This window comes from Falsiroseomonas bella (assembly GCF_003173615.1).
Lineage (GTDB): Bacteria > Pseudomonadota > Alphaproteobacteria > Acetobacterales > Acetobacteraceae > Falsiroseomonas > Falsiroseomonas bella.
This window is the reverse complement of sequence record NZ_QGNA01000008.1, coordinates 140083-165631: the sequence shown is the minus strand read 5'-3', so window position 1 is coordinate 165631 and position 25549 is coordinate 140083. Positions and strand designations below refer to the sequence as shown.

The 25549-nt window shown below is 71.4% G+C and carries 24 protein-coding genes; 10 read left to right on the top strand and 14 right to left on the bottom strand.

What is annotated here, in order from left to right:
• Position 1: 1 nt before the first annotated feature.
• The 4 genes from DFH01_RS26830 to DFH01_RS26815 all read left to right on the top strand — a co-directional run bounded on the left by DFH01_RS26830 (position 2) and on the right by DFH01_RS26815 (position 4087).
• A complete protein-coding gene (locus DFH01_RS26830) occupies positions 2–892 on the top strand; it encodes a site-specific tyrosine recombinase XerD (RefSeq protein ID WP_109873609.1) in 891 nt (296 codons plus the stop codon).
• A gap of 302 nt (positions 893–1194) precedes the next feature.
• Positions 1195–1926 (top strand): gluconate 2-dehydrogenase subunit 3 family protein, encoded by a 732-nt coding sequence (locus tag DFH01_RS26825; protein ID WP_109873608.1) that lies wholly within the window; start codon positions 1195–1197, stop codon positions 1924–1926.
• 15 nt (positions 1927–1941) lie between these two features.
• Positions 1942–3714: a GMC family oxidoreductase gene (locus tag DFH01_RS26820; RefSeq protein WP_109873607.1), complete on the top strand. Its 1773-nt coding sequence runs from the start codon at positions 1942–1944 to the stop codon at positions 3712–3714.
• A 19-nt stretch (positions 3715–3733) separates the two neighbouring features.
• Positions 3734–4087: a c-type cytochrome gene (locus DFH01_RS26815; protein ID WP_233256310.1), complete on the top strand. Its 354-nt coding sequence runs from the start codon at positions 3734–3736 to the stop codon at positions 4085–4087.
• 59 nt (positions 4088–4146) lie between these two features.
• Here the strand turns inward: DFH01_RS26815 and DFH01_RS26810 are convergent, their stop codons facing one another.
• Positions 4147–4872 (bottom strand): M48 family metallopeptidase, encoded by a 726-nt coding sequence (locus DFH01_RS26810; protein WP_109873632.1) that lies wholly within the window; start codon positions 4870–4872, stop codon positions 4147–4149.
• Between the two features lie 87 nt (positions 4873–4959).
• Here DFH01_RS26810 and DFH01_RS26805 point away from each other — a divergent pair, with 87 nt between their 5' ends.
• Positions 4960–5841, top strand: coding sequence for a DMT family transporter (locus tag DFH01_RS26805; RefSeq protein ID WP_158287921.1), 882 nt, complete (start codon positions 4960–4962; stop codon positions 5839–5841).
• Here the strand turns inward: DFH01_RS26805 and DFH01_RS26800 are convergent.
• The 4 genes from DFH01_RS26800 to DFH01_RS26785 all read right to left on the bottom strand — a co-directional run bounded on the left by DFH01_RS26800 (position 5831) and on the right by DFH01_RS26785 (position 8306).
• Positions 5831–6151 carry a cupin domain-containing protein gene (locus DFH01_RS26800; RefSeq protein WP_109873604.1) on the bottom strand — a complete coding sequence of 107 codons (321 nt, stop codon included), beginning with the start codon at positions 6149–6151 and terminating at the stop codon, positions 5831–5833. The genes DFH01_RS26805 and DFH01_RS26800 overlap by 11 nt on opposite strands.
• A gap of 62 nt (positions 6152–6213) precedes the next feature.
• The gene (locus DFH01_RS26795; RefSeq protein WP_109873603.1) at positions 6214–7152 is read right to left on the bottom strand and encodes a dihydrodipicolinate synthase family protein; all 939 of its coding nucleotides are present in this window, start codon (positions 7150–7152) and stop codon (positions 6214–6216) included.
• Entirely contained in the window at positions 7149–7661 is a 513-nt protein-coding gene (locus DFH01_RS26790; RefSeq protein WP_109873602.1) for a YcgN family cysteine cluster protein, read from the bottom strand. Before DFH01_RS26790 ends, DFH01_RS26795 begins: the two co-directional genes overlap by 4 nt.
• A gap of 27 nt (positions 7662–7688) precedes the next feature.
• Positions 7689–8306, bottom strand: coding sequence for a phosphohydrolase (locus DFH01_RS26785; RefSeq protein ID WP_109873601.1), 618 nt, complete (start codon positions 8304–8306; stop codon positions 7689–7691).
• 83 nt (positions 8307–8389) lie between these two features.
• Here DFH01_RS26785 and DFH01_RS28570 point away from each other — a divergent pair, with 83 nt between their 5' ends.
• The 4 genes from DFH01_RS28570 (at position 8390) to DFH01_RS26765 (ending at position 16980) form a co-directional block, all read left to right on the top strand.
• Positions 8390–9613 carry a metallophosphoesterase family protein gene (locus DFH01_RS28570; protein WP_199231430.1) on the top strand — a complete coding sequence of 408 codons (1224 nt, stop codon included), beginning with the start codon at positions 8390–8392 and terminating at the stop codon, positions 9611–9613.
• Complete coding sequence (locus DFH01_RS26775; RefSeq protein ID WP_109873600.1) at positions 9610–13074, top strand: AAA family ATPase; 3465 nt, start codon at positions 9610–9612, stop codon at positions 13072–13074. The genes DFH01_RS28570 and DFH01_RS26775 overlap by 4 nt, the downstream gene beginning before the upstream one ends.
• Before the next feature lie 40 nt (positions 13075–13114).
• A complete protein-coding gene (locus tag DFH01_RS26770) occupies positions 13115–14647 on the top strand; it encodes a UxaA family hydrolase (protein ID WP_109873599.1) in 1533 nt (510 codons plus the stop codon).
• A gap of 131 nt (positions 14648–14778) precedes the next feature.
• The gene (locus tag DFH01_RS26765; RefSeq protein ID WP_109873598.1) at positions 14779–16980 is read left to right on the top strand and encodes an esterase-like activity of phytase family protein; all 2202 of its coding nucleotides are present in this window, start codon (positions 14779–14781) and stop codon (positions 16978–16980) included.
• 53 nt (positions 16981–17033) lie between these two features.
• Here DFH01_RS26765 and DFH01_RS26760 read toward each other — a convergent pair whose 3' ends face one another.
• Genes DFH01_RS26760 through DFH01_RS26725 form a run of 8 tightly spaced genes read right to left on the bottom strand, consistent with a single transcriptional unit; the run spans position 17034 to position 23514 of the window.
• Positions 17034–17405, bottom strand: a complete 372-nt coding sequence (locus DFH01_RS26760; RefSeq protein ID WP_109873597.1) for a HesB/IscA family protein — start codon at positions 17403–17405, stop codon at positions 17034–17036.
• Positions 17406–17421: 16 nt separating this feature from the next.
• Positions 17422–17838: an SUF system Fe-S cluster assembly protein gene (locus DFH01_RS26755; RefSeq protein ID WP_109873631.1), complete on the bottom strand. Its 417-nt coding sequence runs from the start codon at positions 17836–17838 to the stop codon at positions 17422–17424.
• Entirely contained in the window at positions 17798–18271 is a 474-nt protein-coding gene (gene sufU / locus DFH01_RS26750) for a Fe-S cluster assembly sulfur transfer protein SufU (protein ID WP_109873596.1), read from the bottom strand. The genes DFH01_RS26755 and sufU overlap by 41 nt, the downstream gene beginning before the upstream one ends.
• A complete protein-coding gene (locus tag DFH01_RS26745) occupies positions 18268–19506 on the bottom strand; it encodes an aminotransferase class V-fold PLP-dependent enzyme (RefSeq protein WP_109873595.1) in 1239 nt (412 codons plus the stop codon). The genes sufU and DFH01_RS26745 overlap by 4 nt, the downstream gene beginning before the upstream one ends.
• The gene (gene sufD, locus DFH01_RS26740; RefSeq protein WP_109873594.1) at positions 19506–20801 is read right to left on the bottom strand and encodes a Fe-S cluster assembly protein SufD; all 1296 of its coding nucleotides are present in this window, start codon (positions 20799–20801) and stop codon (positions 19506–19508) included. Before sufD ends, DFH01_RS26745 begins: the two co-directional genes overlap by 1 nt.
• Complete coding sequence (gene sufC / locus DFH01_RS26735; RefSeq protein ID WP_109873593.1) at positions 20798–21544, bottom strand: Fe-S cluster assembly ATPase SufC; 747 nt, start codon at positions 21542–21544, stop codon at positions 20798–20800. Before sufC ends, sufD begins: the two co-directional genes overlap by 4 nt.
• A gap of 15 nt (positions 21545–21559) precedes the next feature.
• Positions 21560–23059, bottom strand: coding sequence for a Fe-S cluster assembly protein SufB (sufB, locus tag DFH01_RS26730; protein WP_109873592.1), 1500 nt, complete (start codon positions 23057–23059; stop codon positions 21560–21562).
• Positions 23060–23073: 14 nt separating this feature from the next.
• Positions 23074–23514: an SUF system Fe-S cluster assembly regulator gene (locus tag DFH01_RS26725; protein ID WP_109873591.1), complete on the bottom strand. Its 441-nt coding sequence runs from the start codon at positions 23512–23514 to the stop codon at positions 23074–23076.
• A gap of 160 nt (positions 23515–23674) precedes the next feature.
• On the opposite strand from DFH01_RS26725, the gene DFH01_RS26720 reads away from it, so the two are divergent.
• A complete protein-coding gene (locus DFH01_RS26720; RefSeq protein ID WP_109873590.1) occupies positions 23675–24562 on the top strand; it encodes an alpha/beta fold hydrolase in 888 nt (295 codons plus the stop codon).
• Between the two features lie 37 nt (positions 24563–24599).
• On the opposite strand, the gene DFH01_RS26715 is transcribed toward DFH01_RS26720, so the two are convergent.
• On the bottom strand, positions 24600–25388 hold the full coding sequence (locus tag DFH01_RS26715; protein WP_109873589.1) for an SDR family NAD(P)-dependent oxidoreductase: 789 nt from the start codon (positions 25386–25388) through the stop codon (positions 24600–24602).
• Between the last annotated feature and the right edge of the window lie 161 nt (positions 25389–25549).

The following is a 25549-nucleotide window of genomic DNA, read 5'->3' as shown; positions in this document are numbered from 1 at the left end:
GGTGGACCACCAGGTCGAGGCCTTCCTCGAGATGCTGGCCGCCGAGCGCGGCGCGGCGCGCAACACGCTCCACGCCTATCGCGCCGACCTCGAGGATTTCGCCGCCCATGCGCGCGCCCGCGGCGTGCCGCCCGCCGAGGCGCGTGCCGAGCTGGTGCAGGGCTATCTGCGGGCGCTCTCCGATGCCGGGCTGTCGGCGCGCACCGCGGCGCGGCGGCTCTCCGCGCTCCGGCAGTTCTTCCGCTTCCTGGTGCGGGAGGGCGCGCGCACCGACGACCCGACCGTGCTCGCGGAAAGCCCGAAGCTGCCCGCGAGCCTGCCGAAGGCGCTGAGCGAAGCGGAGGTGGAGGCGCTGCTCGAAGGCGCGGCGCGGCTGCCGCTGAAGCGCGGCCCGCTCGCCGTCGCGCTGGTGGAGCTGCTCTATTCCTCGGGGCTGCGCGTCAGCGAGCTCACCGCGCTGCATGCCGGCGCGCTGCGCGCCGATGCGCCGCTCGTCGCCGTGTTGGGCAAGGGCGGCAAGGAGAGGCTGGTGCCGATCTCGCTGCGCGCGCGCGAAGCCGCGCTCGCCGCGCGCGGCGAGCCGCGCAAGCCCTCACGCTGGCTGTTCCCCTCCCGCGCGGCGGAGGGCCACATCACACGCCAGGCGGTGGGCGCGGTGCTGAAGGACGCCGCACTCGCCGCCGGGCTCGATCCCGCGCGCGTCAGCCCGCATGTGCTGCGCCACAGCTTCGCGACGCATCTGCTCTCGCGCGGCGCCGACCTGCGCAGCCTGCAGATCCTGCTCGGCCATGCCGACATCGCGACGACGCAGATCTACACCAAGGTGCTGGACGAGCGGCTGCGGCGCGTGGTGGAGGAGCATCACCCGCTGGCCGGCGGCGCGACGGCCTGAGGACGACGTGCCGCGCTCGCGGCAGTGCAACATGTTGCTGCTGCAATCCGCCGGACAGGCGCTTTCGCGGGCCGTGCGGTTTCGCAAGGGCTTTGGTCACCGCGCATGGTCATGTTGCGTTGCAAACGCGTTCCGAAGCCGCATGGCAGCCGCGCCGCAAAATCATGTCGCCGCGACCTGCGCTTAGGTTCCGATACGAGCTGTCCGCACGACCCGTGACGGACGGGGAGGAACGCTTCGCGCCAGGCGTGAGCCGGCCTCGGTCGGCGTGACGATGGCGGCGCGTTCCGGGAGGAAAGCGCATGTCCAAGGACCCAGGTCTGCAACGCCGCGTCTTCCTGAAGGGAGCGGCGGCTGGCGGCGCGGCCGCCTCCACCATCGGCGCGGCGGCGCCCGCCGCGGCGCAGAGCGCCACGCCACCGCCATCCGCGGCGCCGCCGCCGCAGGCCGCCGCCGCGCCGGGCTACATGGTCCTCCGCCCCGAGGAGGCCGCCTTCGTCGAAGCGCTGGTGGACACGATGATCCCGGCCGACGAGCTCTCGCCCAAGGGCACCGACATCGGGATCAACGTCTTCATCGATCGTGCGCTGGCGTCCGGCTGGGGCAAGGGCGACCGGCTGTACCTCCAGGGCCCCTGGAAGGAAGGCACGCCGCAGCAGGGCTACCAGCTCTCGCTGACCCCCGCGCAGCTCTGGCGCGCCGGGATCGAGGCGACCAACGCGCATTGCGAGAAGGCGCATGGCAAGGCCTTCGACCAGCTCGACGCCGCGCAGCGCAACGCGGTGCTGACCGATCTCGACCGCGGCCGCGTCACTTTCGACAACGGGCTGTCGGCGCGCGCCTTCTGGTCCATGGCCTATCAGAACGTGATGGAGGGCATGTTCTCCGACCCGATCTATGGCGGGAACCAGGGGAAGGCCGGTTGGAAGCTGGTCGGCTTCCCCGGCGTGATCGAGAACAACCGCGGCCGCGTCGTCTCCAGCCGCGACAAGCGATTCGAGGCCGACCCGGTCTCGATCGCCGACATGTCGTGAGGGGAGGGGACGCAGATGGCACGCAGACTTCCTGACGTCGATGTCGTGATCGTCGGTCTCGGCTGGACCGGCGGCATCATGGCCAAGGAGCTCGCCGAGGCGGGGCTCAAGGTGGTCGCGCTGGAGCGCGGGCAGATGCGCACGCCGGAGGAGGACTTCACCGTCCCGCGCATCCGCGACGAGCTGCGCTTCGCGAACCGCACCGACCTGATGATGAACACGCAGCAGGACACGCTGACGATCCGCAACAACCCCGACCAGGAAGCGCTGCCGATGCGGCGCCTCGGCAGCTTCCTGCCCGGCGAGGGCGTGGGCGGCGCGGGCAGCCACTGGAACGGCGTGACCTGGCGCTGGGGCGACATGGAGCTGCAGATCCGCAGCCGCTACGAGGAGAAATACGGCAAGGCCTTCATCCCCGAGGACATGACGATCCAGGACTGGGGCGTCACCTATGCCGAGCTCGAGCCGTTCTACGACAAGTTCGAGAAGGTCGCCGGCGTCTCCGGCAAGGCCGGCAACCTGCGCGGGCGGAAGATCGCGGGCGGCAACGTCTTCGAGGATCCACGCGCCAACGAGTATCCTCTGCCGCCGCTCGAGGATCCGCTGTCGGGCGTGATGTTCGCCTCGGCGGCGAAGGAGATGGGCTACCACCCGCATCCGCGCCCCTCGGCCAATGCCTCGCAGCCCTATGTGAACCCGGACGGCGCGCGCATCGGCGCCTGCCAGTATTGCGGCTTCTGCGAGCGCTTCGGCTGCGAGAGCAACGCGAAGGGCAGCCCGAACATCACGGTGATCCCGGCGGCGATGCGCAGCCCGAACTTCACGCTCCGCACCAATGCCTGGGTGACGAAGGTCAACAAGGACAGCGATGGCCGCAAGGCCACCGGCGTGACCTATGTGAACCTGCTGAACGGCGAGGAGCTGGAGCAGCCGGCGGGCATGGTGATCCTGGCCGCCTACGGGCTGAACAACGCGGCGCTGCTGATGTGGTCCGGCATCGGGGAGGTCTACGACCCGCGCACCGGCCAGGGGCTGGTGGGCAAGAACTACTGCTACCAGACCGGCACCGGCGCGACGCTGTTCTTCGAGGACAAGTTCTTCAACCCCTTCATCGCCAGCGGCGCCTGGGGCCAGAACATCGACGACTTCAACACGAACTGGGAGTTCGACCGGCGTCCGCACAACTACATCGGCGGCAGCACCATCGCCGCCGGCGGCTCCAACGGCCGCCCGATCGGCTATCGTCCCGTGCCGGCGGGCACGCCGCGCTGGGGCACCGAATGGAAGCGCGCCACGCGGCAATGGTACCAGGGTGCCATGGGCATCGGCGCCTCCGGCAGCGTGATGCCGCACCGCGCCAACTTCCTCGACCTCGACCCCACCTACCGCAACGTCTTCGGCCAGCCCCTGATGCGCATGACCTTCGACTACAAGCCGAACGAGGTGCGGCTCACGGAGCACATCGCCGGCGTGATCAACCGGATCGCTGACACGATGGGCGCGAAGCACGTGAGCCGCGCGGGGCCGCGGCGCAGCTGGACCTCGGTGCCGTACCAGAGCACGCACAACACGGGCGGCACCATCATGGGCAGCAACCCGCGCGAGAGCGTGGTGAACAAGTATCTGCAGCACTGGCAGCTCAGCAACATGTTCATCCTCGGCGCCGGCGTCTTCCCGCACAACGCCGCCTACAACCCGACCGGCCCGGTCGGCGCGCTGGCCTATTGGGCGGCGGATGCGATCAGGACGAAGTACCTGCGCGCGCCCGGCCCGCTGGTGCAGGCCTGAGGCACGCATGATCGCGCGCATGACGATGGCCGCGGCCCTGGCATGGGCCGCGGCGGGCGGGGCGCAGGCGGCGGATGCACAACGCGGCCGCCAGCTCTTCGCCGCCTGCCAGGCCTGCCACACCGTGGATGGCGAGAACGGTGTCGGCCCCACGCTGAAGGGCGTGGTCGGACGCCGCGCCGGCACGGTGGAGGATTTCCGCTACTCGCCGGCGATGCGGCGCTCGACCGTGGTGTGGAACGCCGCCACGCTCGAGCGCTTCATGGCCGATCCGCAGCAGGTGGTGCGCGGCAACCGCATGCCCTTCGAAGGCGTGGCCGACGAGACGGACAGGGCCGACATCACCGCCTTCCTGGAGCAGGACGCGAAGTAGGCGGCGCGCCGGGTCCGATCCCCGGCGCTGCAGCCGCCCCGCCCGGTCGGCGAAGCCCGCTATCCCACGCGCAACAGCGCCGGCCCCTCTGCCCGCAGCCATTCCACGGCGGCCTCGCGATGCGGCGTGCGGCTTTCCACCAGCGCCCAGAACCGCGCCGAGTGGTTCAGCTCCCGCAGATGCGCGACCTCATGCGCCACGACGTAGTCCGTCACCCATTCGGGCGCCATGACCAGCCGCCAGGAGAAGGCGAGCGTGCCGTCGGGCGCGCAGCTGCCCCAGCGGCTGCGCGTGTCCTTCACGCGGATCGTGCGCGGCTTCACGCCGAGCGCCGCGGCATGCGGCGCGGCCAGCACGGCGATGCGGCGCTTCGCCTCGGCGCGCAGGAAATCCACCGTGCGGCGGCGCAGGAACTCGCGTGCGCCGGTGACGACGAGCTGCGCGCCTTCGAGGAAGGCACCGCCGCGCGCCCGCGGCTCGTGCCGGATCTCATGCGGCGCGCCGCCGAGCAGGAAGGATGCGCCCGGCGCGAACTCGATCGCCGGCGTCAGCGCCGCCAGGCGTTCCACCACCCAGGCCTCGTGCTCGCGGATCAGCGCGAGGCCGGCGCGACGGCCGCTACGCGGCGGCAGCGTCACCACCACCGCGCCCTCGCGCGGGCAGATGCGCAGCGAGACGCGGCGCGCCCGCGTGGAAGGACGCCAGCGCACCGGGATCTCCGTGGCAGGCGCCAGCGCGCCGCGCGCCGGTGGCAGGATCACGATTTCCGACTCGGGCAGCGGCATGCTGCCATCATCGCGCGACGCGCTCCCGTTCTGCAACGGCTTGACAGCGCGGCGCGCTTGCACGCGCTTGTCCGCATGCCGCGCCTGATGACGCATGTCCTCGCGATGCTGATCGTCGGCGCGATCTGGGCGCTGACGCCGGCGCTCGCCAAGCTCGCGATGCAGCAGGGCATGCGCCCGCTCGGCGTCGCCGCCGTCACCGCGGCGGTGGCGGCGGTGGTGCTGCTCGCGGCGGGCGCGGCGCGGGGGCAGCTTCCGCCGGTGGATCGCGCGCATCTGCTGCAATACGCGGCGGGCGGCACGATCGGGCTCGCGCTGGCGAATCTCTTCGCCTTCACCGGGCTGCAGCGCGCGCCGGCGGGGCTCTTCGCGTTGATGGTGCCGCTGTCCGGCCTGCTGACCGTGATGTTCTTCGCGCTGGCGCGGGTGGAGCGCGCGGGATTGTGGCGTTCGATCGGTGCGCTGGTCGGGATGTGCGGCGTGGGGCTGGCGATGGCGCCGGGTGCCGCGCTGCCCGACGCCGCGATGCTGCCCTGGGCCGCGCTGATGCTGCTCACGCCGCTGTGCTACGCGCTGGCCAACCTGCTGTCCGTGAAGCTTGCCACGCGCGGCACGCCGCCGTTGGCGCAGGCGGCGGGCACGGTGGTCTGCGCCACCGCTGCCGCCGCGCTGCTCGCCTGGCCGCTCGGCCATCTCGGCCTGCCGCCGACGCCGTTGCTCGCGGGGCTGCTGCTGATGCAGGGCGCCCTCACGGGCCTCGCGTACCTGCTCTACTTCCACCTGCTGGTGCATGCGGGTGGCGTGTTCACAAGCCAGATCGCCTATGTGATCACGCTGGCGGGGCTCTTCTGGGGCTTCCTGCTGTTCGGCGAAGTGCCGGGACCGCTCACGATCCCGGCCGCGCTGCTGATCTTCGGCGGCCTGGCGCTGGTGACCTTCGCGCCGAGGCCGCCGCCCTTCAGCCGCTGAAGTGCTTCATCTCGATCTCGACGAAGCTCAGCGGCGCGCTGCCGCCATTCACCACGTTGTGCTCCACGCCGAAGGGTCGCGCATAGGAGATGCCGGCCTTCAGATCGGCGGTCTGCGTCGCGCCGCCCGGCAGTTCCAGGTGCAGCCTGCCGTCGGTCACCGGCACGACCACATAGGCCATGCCATGCCGGTGCCAGCCGGTCTCCGCGCCGGGGTCGAAATCCCAGCGCGTGACGCGGACCTTGTCGTCATCCACCTGCACCGTGGCGATGGCCGGCGCGCGGCAGCGCAAAGGCTCGGCTTCTCGCATCGGATTCAGACCTCCGGTGCTCGCCTGCTGCGCAGGCTCCGCCCTGCGGTCATCCGATGCGCTCATTCCGCCGCGGCCTTCATCCCGAGGCCCGGCAGCGGCAGCGCGCCGGCGGCCTGCATCGCCTCCCACGCCTTCTGCCCCTGCTCGGCCGAGAGCGGCAGGTGCGGCGGGCGGATGGTGCGCCAGCCATCATGGCCGGTGGCGCGCGCGATGATCTCGCGCAGGCCCGGGATCAGCGGCACGGCGGTCGCCGCCTTGCGCGTGGCGTTCAGCACCGCCTGCGCCGCATCGGCCTCCGCACCCGTGCGCTTCTGGTAGACCACCTGGCCGAAGCGCGCATTCACGTTGGAGGCCGCGGTGATGCAGCCCGCGCCGCCATCGGCCAGGATGCGCTGCACGAACTCGTCGCTGCCCGAATAGACCTCGAACCCGTCCTTGGCGAAGTGGTCGATCATCGCCTTCATGTTGGCGTAGTCGCCGGAGGAATCCTTCACGCCCTTGATCACGCCGGGGAAGGCCTTCAGCAGCCGCCCGATCAGGTCCAGGCTGAAGGGCACCGCGCTCTGCTGCGGGAAGTGATAGAGATAGATCGCGATGCCGCCGCCGACGCGGTTCACCACCTCGCTGAACCAGGCGAACAGCCCGTCATCGCTCGGACCCTTGTAGTAGAAGGGCGGCAGCACCAGCACGCCGCGGCAGCCCTGGGCCTTGGCGTGCTTCGTCAGCTCCACCGTGTCGGTCAGGCTGGCGCAGCCGGTGCCGGGCATCAGCACGGAAGCCGGCACGCCGCGCGCCAGGATGCCTTCCAGGATCTCCTTGCGCTCGTCGAAGCCGAAGCTGTTCGCCTCGCCGGTCGTGCCGAGGATGCCGAGGCCGTTGCACCCATTCGCCAGCAGCCACTTGCAGTGCCCGGCGAAGCGGTCGAGGTCGGGCGAGAAATCGGGCTTCATCGCCGTCAGCGCGGCGGCGTTCACGCCGCCGAACAGCGCATCCTTCATGGTGTCTGGCTCCTTCCTTCGGTCTTGTTCGTGGATCGGTCGCTGCGCGGGCGCGCGGCGCGCGGCGTGCGGCCCGGCCAGGCGACCAGATGGTCTTCCAGCGGGCCCGCGTCGCGCTCGCGGATCGCCTTGCCGCGCACGCTGACGCCGGCCTGCACCACCGTCTCCGGATCGCCGGAGACCAGCGGATGCCACCAGGGCAGGTCCTGCCCCTCGGCCAGCAGCCGATAGGCGCAGGTGGGCGGCAGCCAGTCGATGCCGGCGAGCTTCTTCGGCGTCAGCTTCACGCAATCCGGCACGCGGGCGCGGCGGTTGGCGTAGTCGCTGCAACGCGCCGTGCCGAGGTCGAGCAGCCGGCACGCCACGTTCGTCCAGCCGAGCTCGCCCGTATCCTCGTCGCGCAGCTTGTGCAGGCAGCAGCGGCCGCAGCCGTCGCACAGGCTTTCCCACTCGGCGCGCGTCATCTCGCCGAGTGTCTTCGTCCGCCAGAAGGGCTCGCCCGCCGCCATGGCGCTTCTCTAGCCGCTGCGGCCGCCTCAGGCCAGCCGCGCCAGGGCGGCGAGGAAGCGCGCCGCCGCCACCTCCGGCGGCCAGGGCTCCCAGGGCGTGCCGCCGAACTCGGCGACCAGCGGATCGGTCTCCATCACGGCCGCGCGGATGCCGAGCGTCGCGCGCACCTCTGCCTGCGACCAGCCCGCGACATACACCGCCTCGGCCGCGGCCATGGCGATGTCGCATTTCTTGTGGAGCTTCTTCTCTTCCGCGCTCCAGGGCGGCAGCGCATATCGCGTCGCGACCACGCCGGCCAGGCTCTCCTGCAGCGCGCGGAACCCTTCGCCGAGGAAGGGCTTGAGCGGCGAGATGCAGTCGAAGTTGATCAGCCCCTCCTCGGCGTCGTGCAGCAATTCGCGCCGCAGTTGCGCGCGCGTCGCTGCCGGCTTCGCCGCGCGGCGCAGCGCCAGCACCGCCAGCGAATGCTGCGCGACGGAGAGCGGCGCCGGCCAGATGGAATGCCCGCCCCAGCGGAAGGTGCGCGCCAGCCCGGTGGCGAGGTCCTCGTCGGTCCAGTCGAAGGGCGTCGGCGCCAGCAGGTCGAGCCGGCGGCCGGAGGGCAGGCGTATCCAGGCGCGCGTCGCCTTCGTTGCAGTCGTCATGCGCGCCAGATGCCGCCCGCGCCCGGTGGCGTAAAGGGATGCCGGGCGTTGCCTCGGCCGCGCCGCCCCCGCATCCTGTTCCCATGAAGTTCCTGCACGCCGCCGACATCCACCTGGACAGTCCGCTTTCCGGCCTGCAGGCGCGCACCGACCGGCCGCCCGAGGAGCTCGGCCGCTGCACGCGGCTCGCCTTCGCCAATCTGGTGGACCTGGCGATCGAGGAGGATGTCGCCTTCCTCGTCATCGCGGGCGATCTCTATGACGGCGACTGGAAGGATTTCTCCACCGGCCTGTTCTTCGCGGCGGAGATGCAGCGCCTCGGCCGGCCGTGCTTCCTGCTGCGCGGCAACCATGACGCGCATTCGCAGATCACGCGACGTCTGAAGCTGCCGGCGAATGTGCGCGAGTTCTCCGCCCGCCGCCCGGAAAGCTTCGTGCTGCGCGATCTCGGCGTCGCGCTGCACGGCCAGTCCTTCCCCGACCGCGCGGTGCCGGAGGACCTCTCCGTCACCTATCCCGATCCTGTGGCCGGGTTGCTGAACATCGGCGTGCTGCACACCTCGGCCGACGATCCGGGGGAGCATGCCACCTACGCCCCCTGCACGCCGGACCGCCTGCGCGACAAGGGCTACGACTACTGGGCGCTCGGCCATGTCCATATGCGTCGCGTGCTGCACGAGCGCCCCTGGATCGTCTTCCCCGGCAACCTGCAGGGCCGCCACGCGAAGGAGACGGGCGCCAAGGGCTGCACCCTGGTCACGGCGGAGGAAGGCCGCATCGTCGCGGTGGAGCACCGAAGCCTTGATGTGCTGCGCTGGGCCGCGCTGGAGGTGGATGCGACGGAGGCCGAGGACTCCGAGCTCCTCGACCGCATCGCGGAGGCGGTGCGCGCCGCCCTCGCCGCCGCGGAGGAGCGGCCCCTGCTCGCGCGCCTCACCCTCACCGGAGAGACGGAGCTGCATGCCGGCCTGCCCGACCGGGCGGAGGAATTCGCCGCGCATGCCGCCGGCGCCGCCATCGAGGCCGGCGGCCGGCTCTGGATCGAGAAGCTGCAGCTGCGCACCCGCGCGCCGGCGCGGCTTGCCGCCGATGCGCTGGAGCCGCTGCGCCGCGCCTTCCTCGACGCCTTGGCGGACCGCGCCGTCGCCGATCCGTTGCGCGCGGAGCTGGAGGCGCTGCGCCAGCGCGTGCCTCAGCCCGCGCGGGCGGAAGCCGACATCCCGGCCGATGCGCTCGGCCTCGCGCGCCTTGGCGACGAGGCCTGGGATGCGGTGCTCACCGCGCTGGCGGCCGAGGGCGGGCGATGAGGCTGCTCGCCCTCGACCTGCTGCGCTACGGCCACCTGACGGATGTGCGCCTGCGCTTCGCGCCTTCGGCGGGGCTGCATGTGGTGCTCGGCGGCAACGAGGCGGGCAAGTCCACCGCGCTCTGCGCGATCGGCGACGCGTTGTTCGGCTTCCCCCACAGGACCGATTTCGCCTTCCTGCACGACAGCGCGCAGCTGCGCATCGGCTTCGAGCTTGCCGCGCGGGACGGCACGCGCGCCGCCTTCATCCGCCGCAAGGGGCGGCAGAACACGCTGCTCGACGCCGCCGAGGCGCCGCTGCCCGAGGCGGCGCTGCAGCGCTTCCTGGGCGGCGCCGGGCGCGACCTGTTCGAGACGGCCTTCGGCCTGAACGCCGCGACGCTCCGCGCAGGCGCCGCCTCGCTGATCGAAGGCGGCGGCGCGGCGGGCGAGGGGCTGCTCGCCGGCATGGGCCTGCCGCATCTGCGCCGCGCGCTCGAGCGGCTGGAGAAGGCCGCGGACGAGCTGCACGGCACGAAGCACCGCGTTCGCAGGCTCCCCGCCGCCGCCGAGGCCTGGCAGGCCGCGCAGCGCAACCTCGACCATGCCGCGGTGAAGCCCAAGGAATGGGCCGATGCGCAGGAGGCGCTGGAGCGCACCGCTCGCGACCAGGCGCGGATCGCCGCCGAGGCCGATGCCCTGAAGCGGGAGGAGCTGCGCCTGCGCCGCGCCCGCGCGGTGCGGCGCCCGCTGCTCGAACTCGCGCGGCTGCGGGCGGAGCTGGCGGAGACGGGCGATGCGCCCGCCCTGCCGCCGCAGGCCGGGGCGATGCTGGCGCGGATCACTGCGGATCTCGACAAGGCCGCGCAGGACGTGGCGCGGGAGGAGGCGGCGTTGGAGCGCCTGGCCGGCGAATGCGCGGCCCTGCCGCGCGATCCGGCGATCCTGGCGCTGCAGGATGCGGTGGATGCGCTCGCCCCCCTGCGCATGACGGCGCAGGGCGCGGAACAGGACCTGCCCGAGCTGCGCCGCCAGGCCGGGGCGCAGCGCGAGCGGATCGCGGCCGCCGCCGCGCGGCTGGGCCTGGATGCGACGCCGGAGGCCGTGCGCGAGAGGCTGCCGCAGGAGCGTGAGCGCCTTGCGGCGCAGCGGCTGATCCGCGGCCGCACCGCGCTGCAGACCAGGCTGCAGGCAGCGGTGGAGGCGCTGCACCTCGCGGAGCGCCGGCACGCGCGCGCCGTCGCCTCGCTGGCCGCTGCGGAGCTGCCCGCGCCCGCCGCCCCGCTGCGCCGCGCGATCGAGGCGGCGCGCGCGGAAGGGCGGTTGGACCAGGACTTGGCCAGGGCCGAACGCGACCTGGCGGAGGCGGCGCAGCGCGCGGCGGCGGCGCTCGCCGCGCTGGACAACTGGTCCGGCGACGCCGCGGCGCTCGCCTCCTGCCGCCTGCCGCTGCCGGCAATCTGCGAGGAGGCGGCCCGTCGGCTGGACGCTGCGGGCAGCGCCGCGGAAGCCGCGCGCCGGACGCTGGACGACATCGCGGCGGAGATCGCCACGCTGGAGGTCGACCTCGCCCGCCTCGCCGGCGCGGGCGTCGTGGCGACGCGCGAGACGGTCGCCGCGGCACGCGAGCGGCGCGACGCCGCCTGGCGGGACATCCGCCGCCGCCTTTCGGGCGAGCCCGCCGAGGCCGCGCCCCACACCTTCGAGGCGCTGCGGGACGAGGCGGACCGGCTGGCCGATGCGCGCGCCGACGATGCGCAGCGCGTGAACGCCTTCTCCGTGAAGTCCGAGCGCCTTGCCCAGCTGCGTGCAGCGCAGGCCGAGGCGATACGGGCGCAGGCGGCCGCCGCCGCCGCGCTGGCCGCGGCCGAGCACGACTGGCGCGCGCTCTGGGCGCACGCCGGCGTCACGGTGCTGTCGCCGCAGGCCATGCGCGAGTGGCGCGCGGAGCGCGACAAGGTGCTGGAGCTGCAGGCGCGCGCGGCCGCGCTGCGCCAGCACCGCGACGAGCTGCACGCGCGCCGCGACGCGGCCTGCGCGCTCCTGCAGGCGCACCTGCCCCCGCCGCATCCCCCCGCCCTCGCCGCGCTGCTCGCCGCGGCGGAGACCGCCTGCACCGCCCTTGAGGAGGCCGAGGCGGCGTATCGCCGCCTCCGCGAGGGCGCGACAAAGGCGGAGGAGGAGGCGGAAGCCGCGCGGACGCGGCACGAGGCCGCGGCCGCCGAGCACGATGCCGGCGCCGAGGCCTGGCGCCCCGCCGTCCGGCTGCTCGGCCTGCCCGACACGGCCGAGCCGGAGGAGGTGGAGACGGCCCTCTCGGCCTGGGGCGGCATCGCCGAAGCCGCCGCGGCCTGGCGCGACGCCGAGGCACGGATCGGGCAGATGGAAGGCGCCCTGGCCGCTCTCGCGCAGGCCGTCGCTGGGGTTGCGGAGCGGCTTGGCGAGGCCGCGCGCGGGGAGCCGCCGGCCGCGACGGCGGCGCGCCTCGCCCGCCGGCTGGAGGCGGCGCGCGCGCTGGAGATCCAGGCCGAGGCGCTGGGACGCCAGGCCGAGACCCGCCGCGCCGAGGCCGAGGCGGCGCGGGAGGCGCATCGCGCGGCCGAGGCCGAGCTCGCGCGGATGCACGCCCTTGCCGGCACCGCGGATCTGTCCGCGCTGAGCGCCGCAGTGGAGCGCGCGACGCGCCGCGCCGACCTGCAGGCTTGCATCGCCGCCGAGGACGCCAAGCTGCGCGAGCAGGGCGACGGCATCGCCGAGGCCGAGCTGCGCACCGAGCTGGATGGCTTCGACCCGGACCGCGCCGCGGCACGGCTGGCCGAGATCGAGGCGCGGCAACAGGAGCTGAACGAGGAGCGCACGCGCCTCGGCGGCGAGCGCCAGCGCGTGGAGGCGGCGATCGCGACGCTCGAGGCAGGGCGCGACGCGGCGGCCATCGCGCAGGATGCCCGCCAGGCGCTGGCCGACGCTCAGGCCGCCGCCGAGCGCTACGCCAGGCTGCACGTCGCGCGCACGCTGCTGAAGGCGGCGATCGAGCGGCTGCGCCAGGGCCAGCAGGGCCCGATGCTGCAGGCCGCCACGCGCCACTTCGCGCTGCTCACCGGCGGCCGCTACGCGCGGCTGGACACCGACGAGGACGCGGACCCGCCGGTGCTGCGGGCGCTGCACGCGGACGGCACCGCCTGCCCGATGCACCAGCTCAGCGAGGGGGCGCGCGACCAGCTCTACCTGGCGCTGCGCGTGGCGGCGTTGGAGATCCAGGCGGAGGCGGCGGAGCCGCTGCCCTTCATCGCCGATGACCTGCTGGCCAGCTTCGACGAGACCCGCGCGCTGGCGGCCCTGCGCCTGCTGGCCGGGCTGGGGCAGCGCGTACAGGTGATCCTCTTCACCCACCACGCCCATGTCGCGGAGCTTGCCGCCGGGGTGGCCGGCGCCGCCGTGCTGCGTCTGCCTTCCGATGCGGCGGCGGCCCTTCCGGCGGCCTGAGCCCCCGTCCTAGATTGTGCGGGAAGGAAGGAACGCCGCCATGGACGCCCGCACGCTGCCACCCGTGATCCGCCTCTCGCCCGAGGACGGCGTGGTCATCGCCCGCATCGCCATCCCCGAAGCCACGACCGTGGCGGAGGGCGTGACCACGAATCGCCGCATCCCACCCGGCCACAAGATCGCGACCCGCGCCCATGTGAAGGGCGAGGCGATCCGCCGCTACGGCCAGATCATCGGCTTCGCCACCGATGCGATCGCGCCCGGCGACTGGGTGCACACGCACAACTGCGCCATGGGCGACTTCGCCAAGGACTATGCCTGGGGCGTGGATGCCAGGCCGACGCCGATGATCACGCCGGCTGCGACCTTCATGGGGATCCGCCGCGCCGACGGCCGCGTCGCCACGCGCAACTACATCGGCATCGTGACAAGCGTGAACTGCAGCGCGCATGTCGCGGACCTGATCGCCGACGCCTTCAAGCGCAACCCCTTCACCGGCCAGGACCCGCTCGCCGAATTCCCGAACGTGGACGGCGTCGTCGCACTCACCCACAAGACCGGCTGCGGCATGACGATGGGCGAGCCGCTGCGCCTGCTCCGCCGCACCCTCGCGGGCTTCGCCCGGCACGTGAATTTTTCGCACGTCATCGCCATCGGCCTCGGCTGCGAGGTGAATCAGCTCGGCCCGATGCTGGAGGAGCAGAAGCTCGCCGGCCGGCTGCGCAACATGGACATCCAGGAGATGGGCGGCACGCGCAAGACGGTCGAAGCCGGCATCGCCTTCGTGAAGGAGGTGCTGGCCGAGGCCAACCGCGTGCAGCGCGAGCCCGTGCCTGCTTCCGAACTGATCGTCGCGCTGCAATGCGGCGGGTCGGACGGCTATTCGGGCATCACCGCGAACCCCGCACTCGGCGCGGCCTCCGACCTGGTGGTGCGCCACGGCGGCACGGTGATCCTGTCGGAGACGCCCGAGACCTACGGCGCCGAACATCTCCTCACCCGCCGCGCGGTGAGCCGCGAGGTCGGCGAGAAGCTGGTGGCGAAGATGCGCTGGTGGGAGGAATACACGGCGCGCGAGGGCGCCGAGATGAACGCCAACCCCTCGCCGGGCAACAAGGCGGGCGGTCTCACCACGATCCTGGAGAAGTCGCTCGGCGCCATGGCCAAGGGCGGCACCACGAACCTCACCGCCGTCTACGACTACGCCGAGCCGGTCACCGCCAAGGGCTTCACCTTCATGGACACGCCCGGCTACGACCCGGTCGGCGCCACGGGCCAGGTGGCGGGCGGCGCCAACCTGCTCTGCTTCACGACGGGCCGCGGCAGCGTCTTCGGCATGAAGCCCACGCCCTCCATCAAGCTCGCCACCAACACCGCGATGTATGAGCGCATGGTGGACGACATGGACGTGAATTGCGGCACCATCCTCACGGGCGAGGAGAGTGTCGCGCAATGCGGCGAGCGCATCTTCCAGCTCATGCTGCGGGTTGCCAGCGGCGAACGGACGAAGAGCGAGGGCTACGATTTCGGCAGCTCCGAATTCGCACCCTGGACCCTTGGCGCCACGATGTAGCGCGATGGCGCCGCTCCAGTCGCGTTACGAAACCGAGGCGTCCCGGTGAAGCTTTTCTGACAGCGTTCCGCGCCCGTTGCGGCGCGACCGCTGCGGCGTCTAGCTCCGCCCCGCATCACCGGGGTTCCTCCATGCGATCGAGCTTGCGCATCGCCTTTCTCGCGAGCGTCTTCGCGCTGCCTGCCTCGGCGCAGGCGCCGCAGGTCTTCCACCGCATCGCCACGATCGAGGCGCAGCGCATGCTGCCCGCGGATCGCGACCGCGCCCGCCGCTCCATCGCGGAGATCGTCGCCGCCACGCCGGACGGAAACACGCTGGTCTATGTGGATGGTGACCAGCGCGGAATCGGCTTCGTGGACATCACCGATCCCGCCGCGCCCCGTCCCGCCGGCTTCGTGCCGCTGGAAGGCGACCCGACCTCCGTCACGGTGCGCGGCGGCCAGGCCTTCGCCGTCGCGGACACCTCGCCCGACAAGGCCAATCCCTCCGGCATCGTCGCCGTCGTGGACATCGCCGCGCGCCGCGTCACGCAAAGCTGCGCGCTCGGCGGCCAGCCGGATTCGACGGCAATGAGCCGCGACGGCCGCTTCCTCGCCGTGGTGATCGAGAACGAGCGCAACGAGCAGCTGAACCGTGGCGCCATCCCGCAGCTGCCGCCGGGCAACCTCACCATCATCCCGACCACGCCGCAGGGCCTGGACTGCAACGCGCTGCGCCGCGTGGATCTGACCGGCCTCGCGGAGGTCGCACCGACCGACCCCGAACCGGAATTCGTGGACATCAACGGCCGTGGCGAAGCCGTGGTGACGCTGCAGGAGAACAACCACATCGCGATCGTGGACCTCGCCTCCGGCCGGGTGACCGCGCATTTCCCCGCCGGCCGCGTCACGCTGGCGCAGGTGGACGGCAGGCGCGACGGCGTGATCCGCCCGACCCAGACGCTCGAGAACCTCGTGCGCGAGCCGGATGCCGTGCGCTGGCTGGATGATGACCGCTTCGTCACCGCGAACGAGGGCGACATGGTCACCGGCAGCCGCGGCTTCACCATCTTCCGCCGCGACGGCGCGGTGGAGTGGGATTCCGGCAACCTGCTCGAGCATCTCGCGATCCGCATCGGCCACTATCCGGAAGCGCGCAGCGGTGCCCGCGGCAACGAGCCCGAAGGCATCGAGGTCGGCACCTTCAACGGCCAGCGGCTGATCTTCGTCGGCTCCGAGCGCGCCTCCGTCGTCTCCGTCTGGCGCGACGAGGGGCCGGGCCGCGCGCCGAGCTTCCTGCAGGTGCTGCCCGCCGGCGCCGGGCCGGAAGGCCTGCTCGCGGTTCCCGCGCGCGGCCTGTTCGTCGCGGCCGCCGAGGCGGACAGTCCGGAGACCGGGCTGCGCTCCGCGCTCAGCCTGTACCGGCTCGGCGACGGCCCCGCGCGCTACCCGACGATCGAGTCCATGCACGGCCCCGATGGCGCGCCGATCCCCTGGGGCGCGCTGTCCGGCCTGGCCGCCGACCGCAGCGCGCCGGGCCGGCTCTTCGCCGTGACGGACAGCTACTACGCCGAGGCGCAGATCCTGACCGTGGACGCGACGCAGACGCCGGCCCGCATCACCGCCTCCTCCACGGTCACGCGTGACGGCCAGCCTGCCCGCAACCTCGACATCGAGGGCGTTGCGACGCGCGCAGGCGGCGGCTTCTGGCTCGCGTCGGAGGGCAATCCGGAGCGCGAGCAGAACAGGACACAGAACCTGCTGCTGCGCGTCTCCGCCTCCGGTGCGATCGAGCAGGAGATCGCGCTGCCCGAAGCGCTTGCGGTGCCCGCGACCCGCTTCGGCTTGGAGGGCGTGACCGTGACCGGCGAAGGCGCCGAGGAGACGGTGTGGATCGCCGTGCAGCGCGAATGGCGCGACGATCCGCGCGGCCATGCCAAGCTGCTGCGCTACCGCGTGGCCACCGGCGAATGGGGCGTGCTGCACTACCCGCTCGGCACGACGCCGGCGGGCTGGATGGGACTTTCGGAAATCACCGCGGTCGCCCCCGACCGTTTCATCGTGATCGAGCGTAACAACCAGTGGGGCGGGGCCGCGATCAAGCGCCTCTACGAGGTCTCGGTTGCCGGGCTGACGCCCGCGGCGCCGGGCGCGGCGCAGGTGCCCGTGGTCGCGAAGCGCCTGCTGCGCGACGTCGTGCCGGATCTCGCGGCGACCGGCGGCATCGTGCTGGAGAAGCTGGAGGGCTTCACGGTGGACGCGGCCGGCGATGCCTTCGCCGTGACCGACAATGACGGGGTGCAGGGCACCTCGGGCGAGACGCAGTTCCTTCGGCTGGGCCGGCTGACGCGCTGAGCGTCACCGCGCCGGAGGATCTGGCGCACGAAGGAAGCTTCGTGCGCCCCGCGTCAGACGTGGAAGCTCTCGCCGCAGCCGCAGCGGCCCTTCTCGTTCGGGTTGGTGAAGGTGAAGCCGGCCGACATCTGCTTCACCTCGTAGTCCATCACCGTGCCGATCAGGAACAGAGAGGCCTTGCGGTCCACCAGCACCGTCACGCCCTTGTCCGTCACGGTCTCGTCGCCCGGTCCCGCGGCGTCCACCCAGGTCAGGTCGTAGGACAGGCCGGAGCAGCCCTTCGTCTTCACGCCGATGCGCAGCAGCCTGCCCTGCTCGCCCTTCTCATAGAGGCCGCGCAGCCTTTCGGCCGCCGCGTCGGACAGTTGCATCAGCGGCGGCAGCGCGCGCTTCGGGCGGACAGGCGGGTCGGCGGTCGTGCTCATCGTCTCCGCTCCCTCATCAGTACATGTTCAGCGCGAGGCGCGCGTCCTCGCTCATCCGGCTCTGGTCCCAGGGCGGGTCCCAGACGACCTCGACGGTGACGTCCGTCACGCCGGGCACGGCGCGCACCGCTTCCTCCACCTGGCTCGGCAGTTCCTGCGCCGAGGGGCAGGAGGGCGTGGTGAGTGTCATTTCGACCTTCACATGCCCGCTGTCCTCGATCTCGATCGCGTAGATCAGGCCGAGCTCGTAGATGTCCACCGGGATTTCGGGGTCGAACACCGTCTTGATCACGGCGATCACGCCATCCTCGGAGACGCGCGGCGCCGGCGGCTCCGTCGCGCCTTCCGGTGTCCAGGCGCCGTGCACCGGTTCGGGCGGCGCGGTGGGCGTCTCACTCACTGCTTGCCTCCTTCGCCCCGTCGAGGGCGGCATTCAGCGTGTGCCAGGCGAGCGTCGCGCATTTCACGCGGCTCGGGAATTCGTGCACGCCGGAGAGCGGCGTCAGCCGCTCCATGTCGTCGGCGATGTCGCCGCCGCAATGCGGGCAGGTGCCCGTCATCGCCAGTTCGCGGAAGGCCTCGCCCATCTGCTTCGCCTGGGCCGGCGTCTTGCCCTTCACCGTCTCCGTCATCAGCGAGGCCGACGCCATGGAGATGGCGCAGCCGCGCCCCTGGAAGGCGGCATCTTCGATGTGGCCGTCCGGCGCGGTCTTCAGGAACAGCTCCATCCGGTCGCCGCACATCGGGTTGTCGCCGCGCGCCGTCAGCGTCGCGTCGTCCAGCCGCCGAAAATTCCGCGGCTTGCGGCCGTGATCGAGGATGACTTCCTGGTAGAGGTCGCGCAGGTCGCCAAAAAGGTCGGTCATCGGAAGAACTCCCGCGCCTGCCGCAGCGCCTCCGCCAGCAGGTCCACCTCCTCCGGCGTCGTGTAGAGCCCGAAGGAGGCGCGGCAGGTGCTCTCCACACCGAAGCGTTCATGCAGCGGCTCCGCGCAATGGCGACCGGAGCGAACCGCGATGCCGGCGCGATCGAGCAGCGTGGCGATGTCATGCGCATGCGCGGTGTCGAGCGCGAAGGCGAAGACGCCGCCACGATCCTGCGCGCGGCCGAGCAGCGTCAGCCCCTCGATATGCGGCAGCGTCGCCATCGCGCGATCCACCAGCGCGCGCTCATGCGCCTCGATCGCCGCCATGCCGATGGACTGCACATAGTCTATCGCGGCGTGCAGGCCGATGGCCTCCACGATCGGCGGCGTGCCGGCCTCGAATTTTGCGGGTATCGGCGCCCATATCGACTTCTCGAACGTGACTTCCGAGATCATGTCGCCGCCGCCGAGGAAGGGCGGCATCGCTTCCAGCAGCGCGGCCTTCGCGTAGAGCACGCCGATGCCCGTCGGACCGTACAGCTTGTGCCCGGTGAAGACGTAGAAATCCGCGTCCAGCGCCTGCACGTCCACGCGCCGGTGCACCGCGGCCTGGCTGCCGTCGAACAGCACCTTCGCGCCGGCCTCATGCGCCATGCGCGCGATGCGCTCGGCCGGCGTCACGGTGCCGAGCACGTTCGACATGTGCGTCACCGCGACCAGCCCGACCCTGCCATCCGCCAGCTTGGCCGCGAGGTCGTCCATGTCCAACTCGCCCGCATCGGTGATGCGGCAGACGCGCAGCTCGATGCCGTGCGCGTCGCGCGCCATCTGCCACGGCACGATGTTGGCGTGGTGCTCCATCTCGCTTATCACCACCGCCTGGCCGGGCTTCAGCACGCCGCGGCCGTAGCTGTGCGCGACGAGGTTGATCGCTTCGGTGCTGGACTTGGTGAAGACGATCTCCCGCACGTCGCCGGCGTTGAGGAAGCGCGCCACCGCGCCACGCGCGGCCTCGTACGCCTCCGTCGCCACTTCGCTCATGTGGTAGGCGCCGCGATGGACGTTGGCGTACGCCGTCTCCATCATGCGCACCATCGCGCCGATCACCGCGCGGGGCTTCTGCGCCGAAGCGCCACTGTCGAGGAAGGTGAAGGGCTTGCCGCGCACCCGCTCCGACAGGATCGGGAAGTCGTCCCGGATCCGCCGCAGGTCGAGCGCGGGGATATGCCCGTCCATCACGCAGCCACGCCCTGGCGCTGCCACCAGCCGGCGACGCCCTGTTCCAGCGCAGTGCGGATCGGCTCGTCCGCCACGGCTTCCACGGCTTCGGTCAGGAAGGCTTCCACCAGCATCGCCTTGGCCTGCGCCTCCGGAATGCCGCGGCTGCGCAGGAAGAACAGGTGGTCGGCATCCAGCTCGCCCACCGTCGCGCCGTGGCTGCACTTCACGTCGTCGGCGTAGATCTCGAGCTGGGGCTTGCTGTCGATCTCCGCATCCGGGCTCAGTAGCAGCGCCTGGTTCATCTGGTAGCCGTCCGTCTTCTGCGCGACCTGGTGGACGTGGATCTTGCCCTGGAACACGCCGCGCGAACGGCCGGCCAGCACCGTCTTGTAGGTCTGGCGGCTGCTGCAATCCGGTGCGGCGTGATCGAGCGAGGTGGTGGTGTCCACATGCTGCCCGTCGCCGGCCATCTGCACGCCGTTCATGTGCGCTTCCGCCTTCGGGCCGGTCAGCGCCACATGGATCTCGTTGCGCGCCAGCTTCGCGCCGGCGTTCAGCGTGAAGTTGTCATAGGTGCCGCCCGCGGCCACGCGCGCATAGACGGTCGAGAGGAATATGCCCTCATGCCCTTCCTGCTGCAGCCGCCCATGCGCGAGCCGCGCGCCCTCCGCCACCTCGATCTCGAAGACCGGGTTGTGCAGGTAGCGCGCGGCGACGGGGCCGGTCGCGGTCTCGATGATCGTCAGCGACGCACCGACGCCGAGCCGCACCAGGTGGCGCGGATGGAAGGCGGGCGCGCGCTCGCTCTCGGCTGCGAGGGAGAGGATCTCCAGCGTGCCGGCCGCGACGCCGGCGGCGACCTCCACCACCAGCCCGTCCTCGAACAGCATGGTGTTCAGCGCGGCCAGCGGCTCGTTCTCCGGTCGCGCCAGCGCGCCGATGCGCCCTTCCAGCCGCGGCAGCGCCGCGCCCAGGCTCTCCACCTGCAAGGCCACGCCGTCCAGCGTCGAGAGATCGGGCCGGAAGCGGCCATCCACGAAGACCGCGCGCGGATGCGCGGTCGGCGGCAGGGCAGGGGCGTCGTCCACGCTGGTCAGCGGCTCGCCGAAGGCGGCACCGGTGACGGCGGCGAGGTCGGTGTATTTCCATGCCTCCATCCGGCGCGTCGGGAAGCCCTTCGCGCGGAACGCATCCGCCGCCTTGTCGCGCAGCGCTTCCACCCAGGCCACGCGCGCACCCGGCAGGCGCGTTCGAAGCCCCTCGTAGCGGCCGAGGAAGGCCGCCGCGCCGGTCGTCGCCACCGCCGTCATGCCGCCGCCTGGACGCCCGCGTAGCCCGCGGCCTCCAGCTCCTCCGCGAGTTCCGGCCCGCCGCTCTTGATGATCCGTCCCGCCGAGAGGACATGCACGCGGTCCGGCACGATGTGGTTCAGCAGCCGCTGGTAGTGCGTGATCACCAGCGCGGAGAAATCCGAACCGCGCAGGCTGTTCACCGTATCCGCCACCAGCTTCAGAGCGTCGATGTCGAGGCCGGAATCGGTCTCGTCCAGCACCGCGAATTTCGGCGCGAGCAGGGCGAGCTGCAGCATCTCGTTACGCTTCTTCTCGCCGCCGGAGAAGCCGACATTCACCGGCCGCTTCAGCATCTCCTCCGGCATGTTCAGCACCTTCATGCGGGCGCGCGCCAGCTTCAGGAACTGCATCGCGTCGATCTCGGCCTCGCCGCGCGCGCGGCGGATGGCGTTGAGCGCGGTGCGCAGGAAGTTGGCGTTGCCGACGCCCGGCAGCTCCACCGGCGCCTGGAAGGCCAGGAACATGCCCGCGACAGCGCGCTCCTCCGGCTCCATCGCCAGCAGGTCCACGCCGTTGAAGGTCACGGAGCCTTCCGTCACCTCATAGCCCTCGCGCCCCGCCAGCACGTAGCTCAGCGTAGACTTGCCCGAGCCGTTCGGGCCCATGATGGCGTGCACCTCGCCCGAGGGGATCTCGAGCGTCAGCCCGTTCAGGATCTGCTTGCCCTCGACGGTGGCGTGCAGGTTCTCGATCTTGAGCATGGTTCCCACGTGTCCTTAGCCGACCGAGCCTTCGAGGCTGATGGCCAGCAGCTTCTGCGCTTCCACCGCGAATTCCATCGGCAGTTCCTTCAGCACTTCCCGCGCGAAGCCGTTGACGATCATGCCCACGGCCTCCTCCTCGTTGAGGCCGCGCTGGCGGCAGTAGAAGAGCTGGTCCTCGGCGATGCGGCTGGTGGTCGCCTCATGCTCCACCTTCGCCGTCATGCAGCGGTTCTCGATATAGGGCACGGTGTGCGCGCCGCACTTGTCGCCGATGAGCAGGCTGTCGCACTGCGTGAAGTTGCGCGCGCCATGCGCCTTCGGGCTGATCTTTACCAGGCCCCGATAGGTGTTCTGCCCCTTTCCCGCGCTGATGCCCTTGGAGACGATGGTGCTGCGCGTGTTCTTCCCGATATGGAACATCTTGGTTCCCGTATCGGCCTGCTGGTGGTTGTTGGTGATGGCGACCGAGTAGAACTCGCCCACGCTGTCGTCGCCCTGCAGGATGCAGGAGGGATATTTCCAGGTGATGGCGCTGCCCGTCTCCACCTGCGTCCAGCTGATCTTGCTGCGCGCGCCGCGGCAGGCGCCGCGCTTCGTGACGAAGTTGTAGATGCCGCCGCGGCCTTCGCTGTCGCCCGGATACCAGTTCTGCACGGTGGAGTACTTGATCGTCGCGTCGTCCAGCGCGACCAGCTCCACCACCGCCGCATGCAACTGGTTCTCGTCGCGCATCGGCGCCGTGCAGCCTTCCAGATAGGAGACGTGGCTGCGCTCGTCGGCGATGATCAGCGTGCGCTCGAACTGGCCGGTGCTCTTCGCATTGATGCGGAAATAGGTGGACAGCTCCATCGGGCAGCGCACGCCCTTCGGGATGTAGACGAAGCTGCCATCCGTGAAGACGGCACTGTTCAGCGCCGCATAGAAGTTGTCGCCCTGCGGCACAACGGAGCCGAGATACTGCTTCACCAGCTCGGGGTACTCCTGCACCGCCTCGCTGATCGAGCAGAAGATGATGCCCTCCTTCGCCAGCCGCTCCTTGTAGGAGGTCGCGACGGAGACGCTGTCGAACACCGCGTCCACCGCCACCGGCATGCGGCCGGAGTCGGACGGGCTGTCGCCCGCGCCCTCCACGCCCGCAAGGATCGCCTGCTCCTTCAGCGGGATGCCGAGCTTCGCATAGGTGCGCAGCAGCTCGGGATCCACCTCGTCCAGCGACTTCGGCTTCACCTTCTGCACGGGCGCGGCGTAGTAGTAGGCGTCCTGGTAGTCGATCGGCGGATACTTCACCGCCGCCCAGGTCGGCTCCTCCATCTTCTGCCACATCGCGAAGGCCTTCAGCCGCCATTCCAGCAGCCAGGCCGGCTCGTTCTTCTTCGCGCTGATGAAGCGGACGATGTCCTCGTTCAGCCCCTTCGGGGCGAACTCCATCTCGATGTCCGTCTCGAACCCCCATTTGTAGCCGGAGTCGGTGACGGACTGGACGGTCTCGAGCGTCTCGGTGACGGCTGGCATTGTTCTTCCGTTCCCTACTCGGCGGCCGCGATGGCGGGCGGCGCGAATATCGGCTTCGGGGTTGCGATCTCGGCGACGGTGATGCCGGAGAGCGCATCGCGGATCGCGGCGTTCACCGGGTCCCAGCGGCCGCGCACGGGGCAGACATGCTCCGCCTCGCACAGGCCGAAGCCGCCATCCACGCAGGCGGTCAACGCGATCGGGCCGTCTATGGCGACGATAACGTCCGAAAGCGGGACCTCGGCGAGCGGCCGCAGCAGCCGGTAGCCGCCGCGCGGTCCGCGCTGGCCCTCGACAAGCCCGGCTTGCGACAGCATCTTCAGCACCTTCGCGACGGTCGGCTCGGCAACGCCCGTCCCGGCCGAAAGACCCGGCGCGGTCTGCACCCCGCCCTCCGCCTCCAGCCGGCTCAGCACCACCACCGCGTAATCCGTCAGCTTAGAGACCCGCAGCACGCGGACCCTCCCGCCCTGTCAAAGCGGACCAACCCGGTCCAGATTGCTAGATGCGCCCGCCCCCACGGAACGTCAAGGACCGTCGGGCACCGACGCGGCCCTTCTTGCCGCCCCGCCGCGCGCCCGCCATGGTGCCGCCCGCCACAGGACGGGGGAGAGCATGCCGACGGTCCGCACCGACGATGGGGTCAACCTGCACTATGAGGAAGCCGGCACCGGCACGCCCATGGTGTTCGTGCACGAATATGCCGGCGACCATCGCAGCTGGGAGATGCAGCTGCGCTTCTTCGCCCGCCGCTACCGCTGCATCGCCTTCGCCGCCCGCGGCTATCCGCCCTCCGACGTGCCCTCCGACCCCGAGAAGTACAGCCAGGACCGTGCCACCGACGACATCGCCGCGGTGATCAAGGGGCTGAACCTCGGCAAGGCTCATGTGGTCGGCCTCTCCATGGGCGGCTTCGCGACGCTGCATATGGGCCTGCGCCACCCAGATCTCTGCCGCAGCCTGGTTGCCGCCGGCGTCGGCTATGGCGCCGCCCCCGGCAAGATGGCGCAGTTCCACGCCGAGACGGACGCCGCCATCGCCCGCATCCGGTCGGAGACGATGGCCGTGTTCGGCAAGACCTACGGCCGCGGCCCGACGCGCCTGGTCTTCGAGGAGAAGGATCCGCGCGGCTATGCCGAATTCGTGCAGCAGCTCTGCGAGCACAGCACGGAAGGCTCCGCGCTGACGATGAACGGCGTGCAGCGCCGCCGCCCCAACCTGTTCGACCTCAAGGACGGGTTCTCGAAGATGACGGTGCCGACGCTGATCATCGCCGGCGACGAGGACGACCCGACGCTGGAGGCCAGCATCTATCTCAAGCGCACCATCATGAGCTCGGCGCTGCTGGTGATGCCGAAATGCGGCCACACCATGAACCTCGAGGACCCGGACGCCTTCAACCGCGCGGTGCTCGACTTCGTGACGCAGGTGGATGGCGGCGCCTGGCGCAACCGCATCCCCGCGAGCCTCGCCGGCGGCATCATCGCGGCGAAGGAGAAGTGATTTTCGGGGCGGGCGGGGTGCGCCCCGCCCGGCCCGCTCACAGCGCGGCCCAGCCGCCATCCACCGGCAGGTCCACGCCGGTGATCTGCCGCGACACGTCGCTGGCCATGAACAGGCAGGCATTCGCCACGTCCACGTCGTTCGTCACGCGTCCGAGTGCGTAGTCGGCCGCGTGGCGGCGCGCCGCCTCCTCCTCGGTGATCCCCAGGCGCTGCGCCATCTCGCGGCAGACCTTCTCGCGGAAGCGCGGGCCGTCCACCATGCCGGGCGCGACATTGTTGACGTTGATGTTGTGCGGACCGAGTTCCAGCGCGAAGCTCTTGGTGATCCCGCGCAGCCCCCACTTCGACGCGCTGTAGGCCAGCCGCCCGGCGCGGCCGCGCATGCCGAAGGTGCCGCCGACATTCACGATCTTGCCCCAACGCTGCGCCACCATCATCGGCGCGAAGGCGCGGATCGTGTTGAAACAGCCGCGCATGTTGAGCTCGATGATCTCGTCGTACTCGGCCTGCGTCGTGGTCAGCCCGGTCTTGCCGATCGGCCCCGATCCGCCCGCGACATTCACCAGGATGTCCACCGTGCCGAAGCGCGCCTTCGCCTGCTCGGCGGCCGCGAAGCAGGCGGCGTCGGAGGTGATGTCGGTGCCGACCACGATCACATCGGTGACCTTCGCCACCTCCTCCGCCACCGGCCCGATCGCCGCGGTGTCGCGGCCGACCAGCACCAGCTTGCAGCCTTCGGCCGCGAAGGCGCGGGTGATGGCGGCGCCCATGCCCTTGGCGGGGCCGGTGATGGCGGCGACGCGGCCGCGGAGCATCAGGTCCATGGAGTCGAGATTCCGGTCTGTCGGTATCCGCTTCGCGCGCCCGGCGGCGGGAGGCAAGTGGGTTGCAGCCCGCGACGGTCGGCCGCGGGGCACGCCGTGGGAACCGGCCGGATCCATGGGCGGATGCGGAACAATGCCCTGCTCTCGATGAAGCTGCTCCG

Bases quoted from the DNA above. Each gene is read 5' to 3' on its own strand.
- DFH01_RS26800 (WP_109873604.1), bottom strand. From the start codon at position 6,151: ATGCGAGAAGCCGAGCCTTTGCGCTGCCGCGCGCCGGCCATCGCCACG.
- DFH01_RS26795 (WP_109873603.1), bottom strand. From the start codon at position 7,152: ATGAAGGATGCGCTGTTCGGCGGCGTGAACGCCGCCGCGCTGACGGCG.
- DFH01_RS26755 (WP_109873631.1), bottom strand. From the start codon at position 17,838: ATGCCGCCCTCGACGGGGCGAAGGAGGCAAGCAGTGAGTGAGACGCCC.
- DFH01_RS26745 (WP_109873595.1), bottom strand. From the start codon at position 19,506: ATGGACGGGCATATCCCCGCGCTCGACCTGCGGCGGATCCGGGACGAC.
- DFH01_RS26760 (WP_109873597.1), bottom strand. From the start codon at position 17,405: ATGAGCACGACCGCCGACCCGCCTGTCCGCCCGAAGCGCGCGCTGCCG.
- sufC (WP_109873593.1), bottom strand. From the start codon at position 21,544: ATGCTCAAGATCGAGAACCTGCACGCCACCGTCGAGGGCAAGCAGATC.
- DFH01_RS26715 (WP_109873589.1), bottom strand. From the start codon at position 25,388: ATGGACCTGATGCTCCGCGGCCGCGTCGCCGCCATCACCGGCCCCGCC.
- DFH01_RS26805 (WP_158287921.1), top strand. From the start codon at position 4,960: ATGACGCATGTCCTCGCGATGCTGATCGTCGGCGCGATCTGGGCGCTG.
- sufU (WP_109873596.1), bottom strand. From the start codon at position 18,271: ATGACCGACCTTTTTGGCGACCTGCGCGACCTCTACCAGGAAGTCATC.
- DFH01_RS26785 (WP_109873601.1), bottom strand. From the start codon at position 8,306: ATGACGACTGCAACGAAGGCGACGCGCGCCTGGATACGCCTGCCCTCC.
- DFH01_RS26810 (WP_109873632.1), bottom strand. From the start codon at position 4,872: ATGCCGCTGCCCGAGTCGGAAATCGTGATCCTGCCACCGGCGCGCGGC.
- DFH01_RS26765 (WP_109873598.1), top strand. From the start codon at position 14,779: ATGCGATCGAGCTTGCGCATCGCCTTTCTCGCGAGCGTCTTCGCGCTG.
- DFH01_RS28570 (WP_199231430.1), top strand. From the start codon at position 8,390: ATGAAGTTCCTGCACGCCGCCGACATCCACCTGGACAGTCCGCTTTCC.
- DFH01_RS26815 (WP_233256310.1), top strand. From the start codon at position 3,734: ATGACGATGGCCGCGGCCCTGGCATGGGCCGCGGCGGGCGGGGCGCAG.
- DFH01_RS26790 (WP_109873602.1), bottom strand. From the start codon at position 7,661: ATGGCGGCGGGCGAGCCCTTCTGGCGGACGAAGACACTCGGCGAGATG.
- sufD (WP_109873594.1), bottom strand. From the start codon at position 20,801: ATGACGGCGGTGGCGACGACCGGCGCGGCGGCCTTCCTCGGCCGCTAC.
- DFH01_RS26825 (WP_109873608.1), top strand. From the start codon at position 1,195: ATGTCCAAGGACCCAGGTCTGCAACGCCGCGTCTTCCTGAAGGGAGCG.
- sufB (WP_109873592.1), bottom strand. From the start codon at position 23,059: ATGCCAGCCGTCACCGAGACGCTCGAGACCGTCCAGTCCGTCACCGAC.
- DFH01_RS26820 (WP_109873607.1), top strand. From the start codon at position 1,942: ATGGCACGCAGACTTCCTGACGTCGATGTCGTGATCGTCGGTCTCGGC.
- DFH01_RS26720 (WP_109873590.1), top strand. From the start codon at position 23,675: ATGCCGACGGTCCGCACCGACGATGGGGTCAACCTGCACTATGAGGAA.
- DFH01_RS26770 (WP_109873599.1), top strand. From the start codon at position 13,115: ATGGACGCCCGCACGCTGCCACCCGTGATCCGCCTCTCGCCCGAGGAC.
- DFH01_RS26775 (WP_109873600.1), top strand. From the start codon at position 9,610: ATGAGGCTGCTCGCCCTCGACCTGCTGCGCTACGGCCACCTGACGGAT.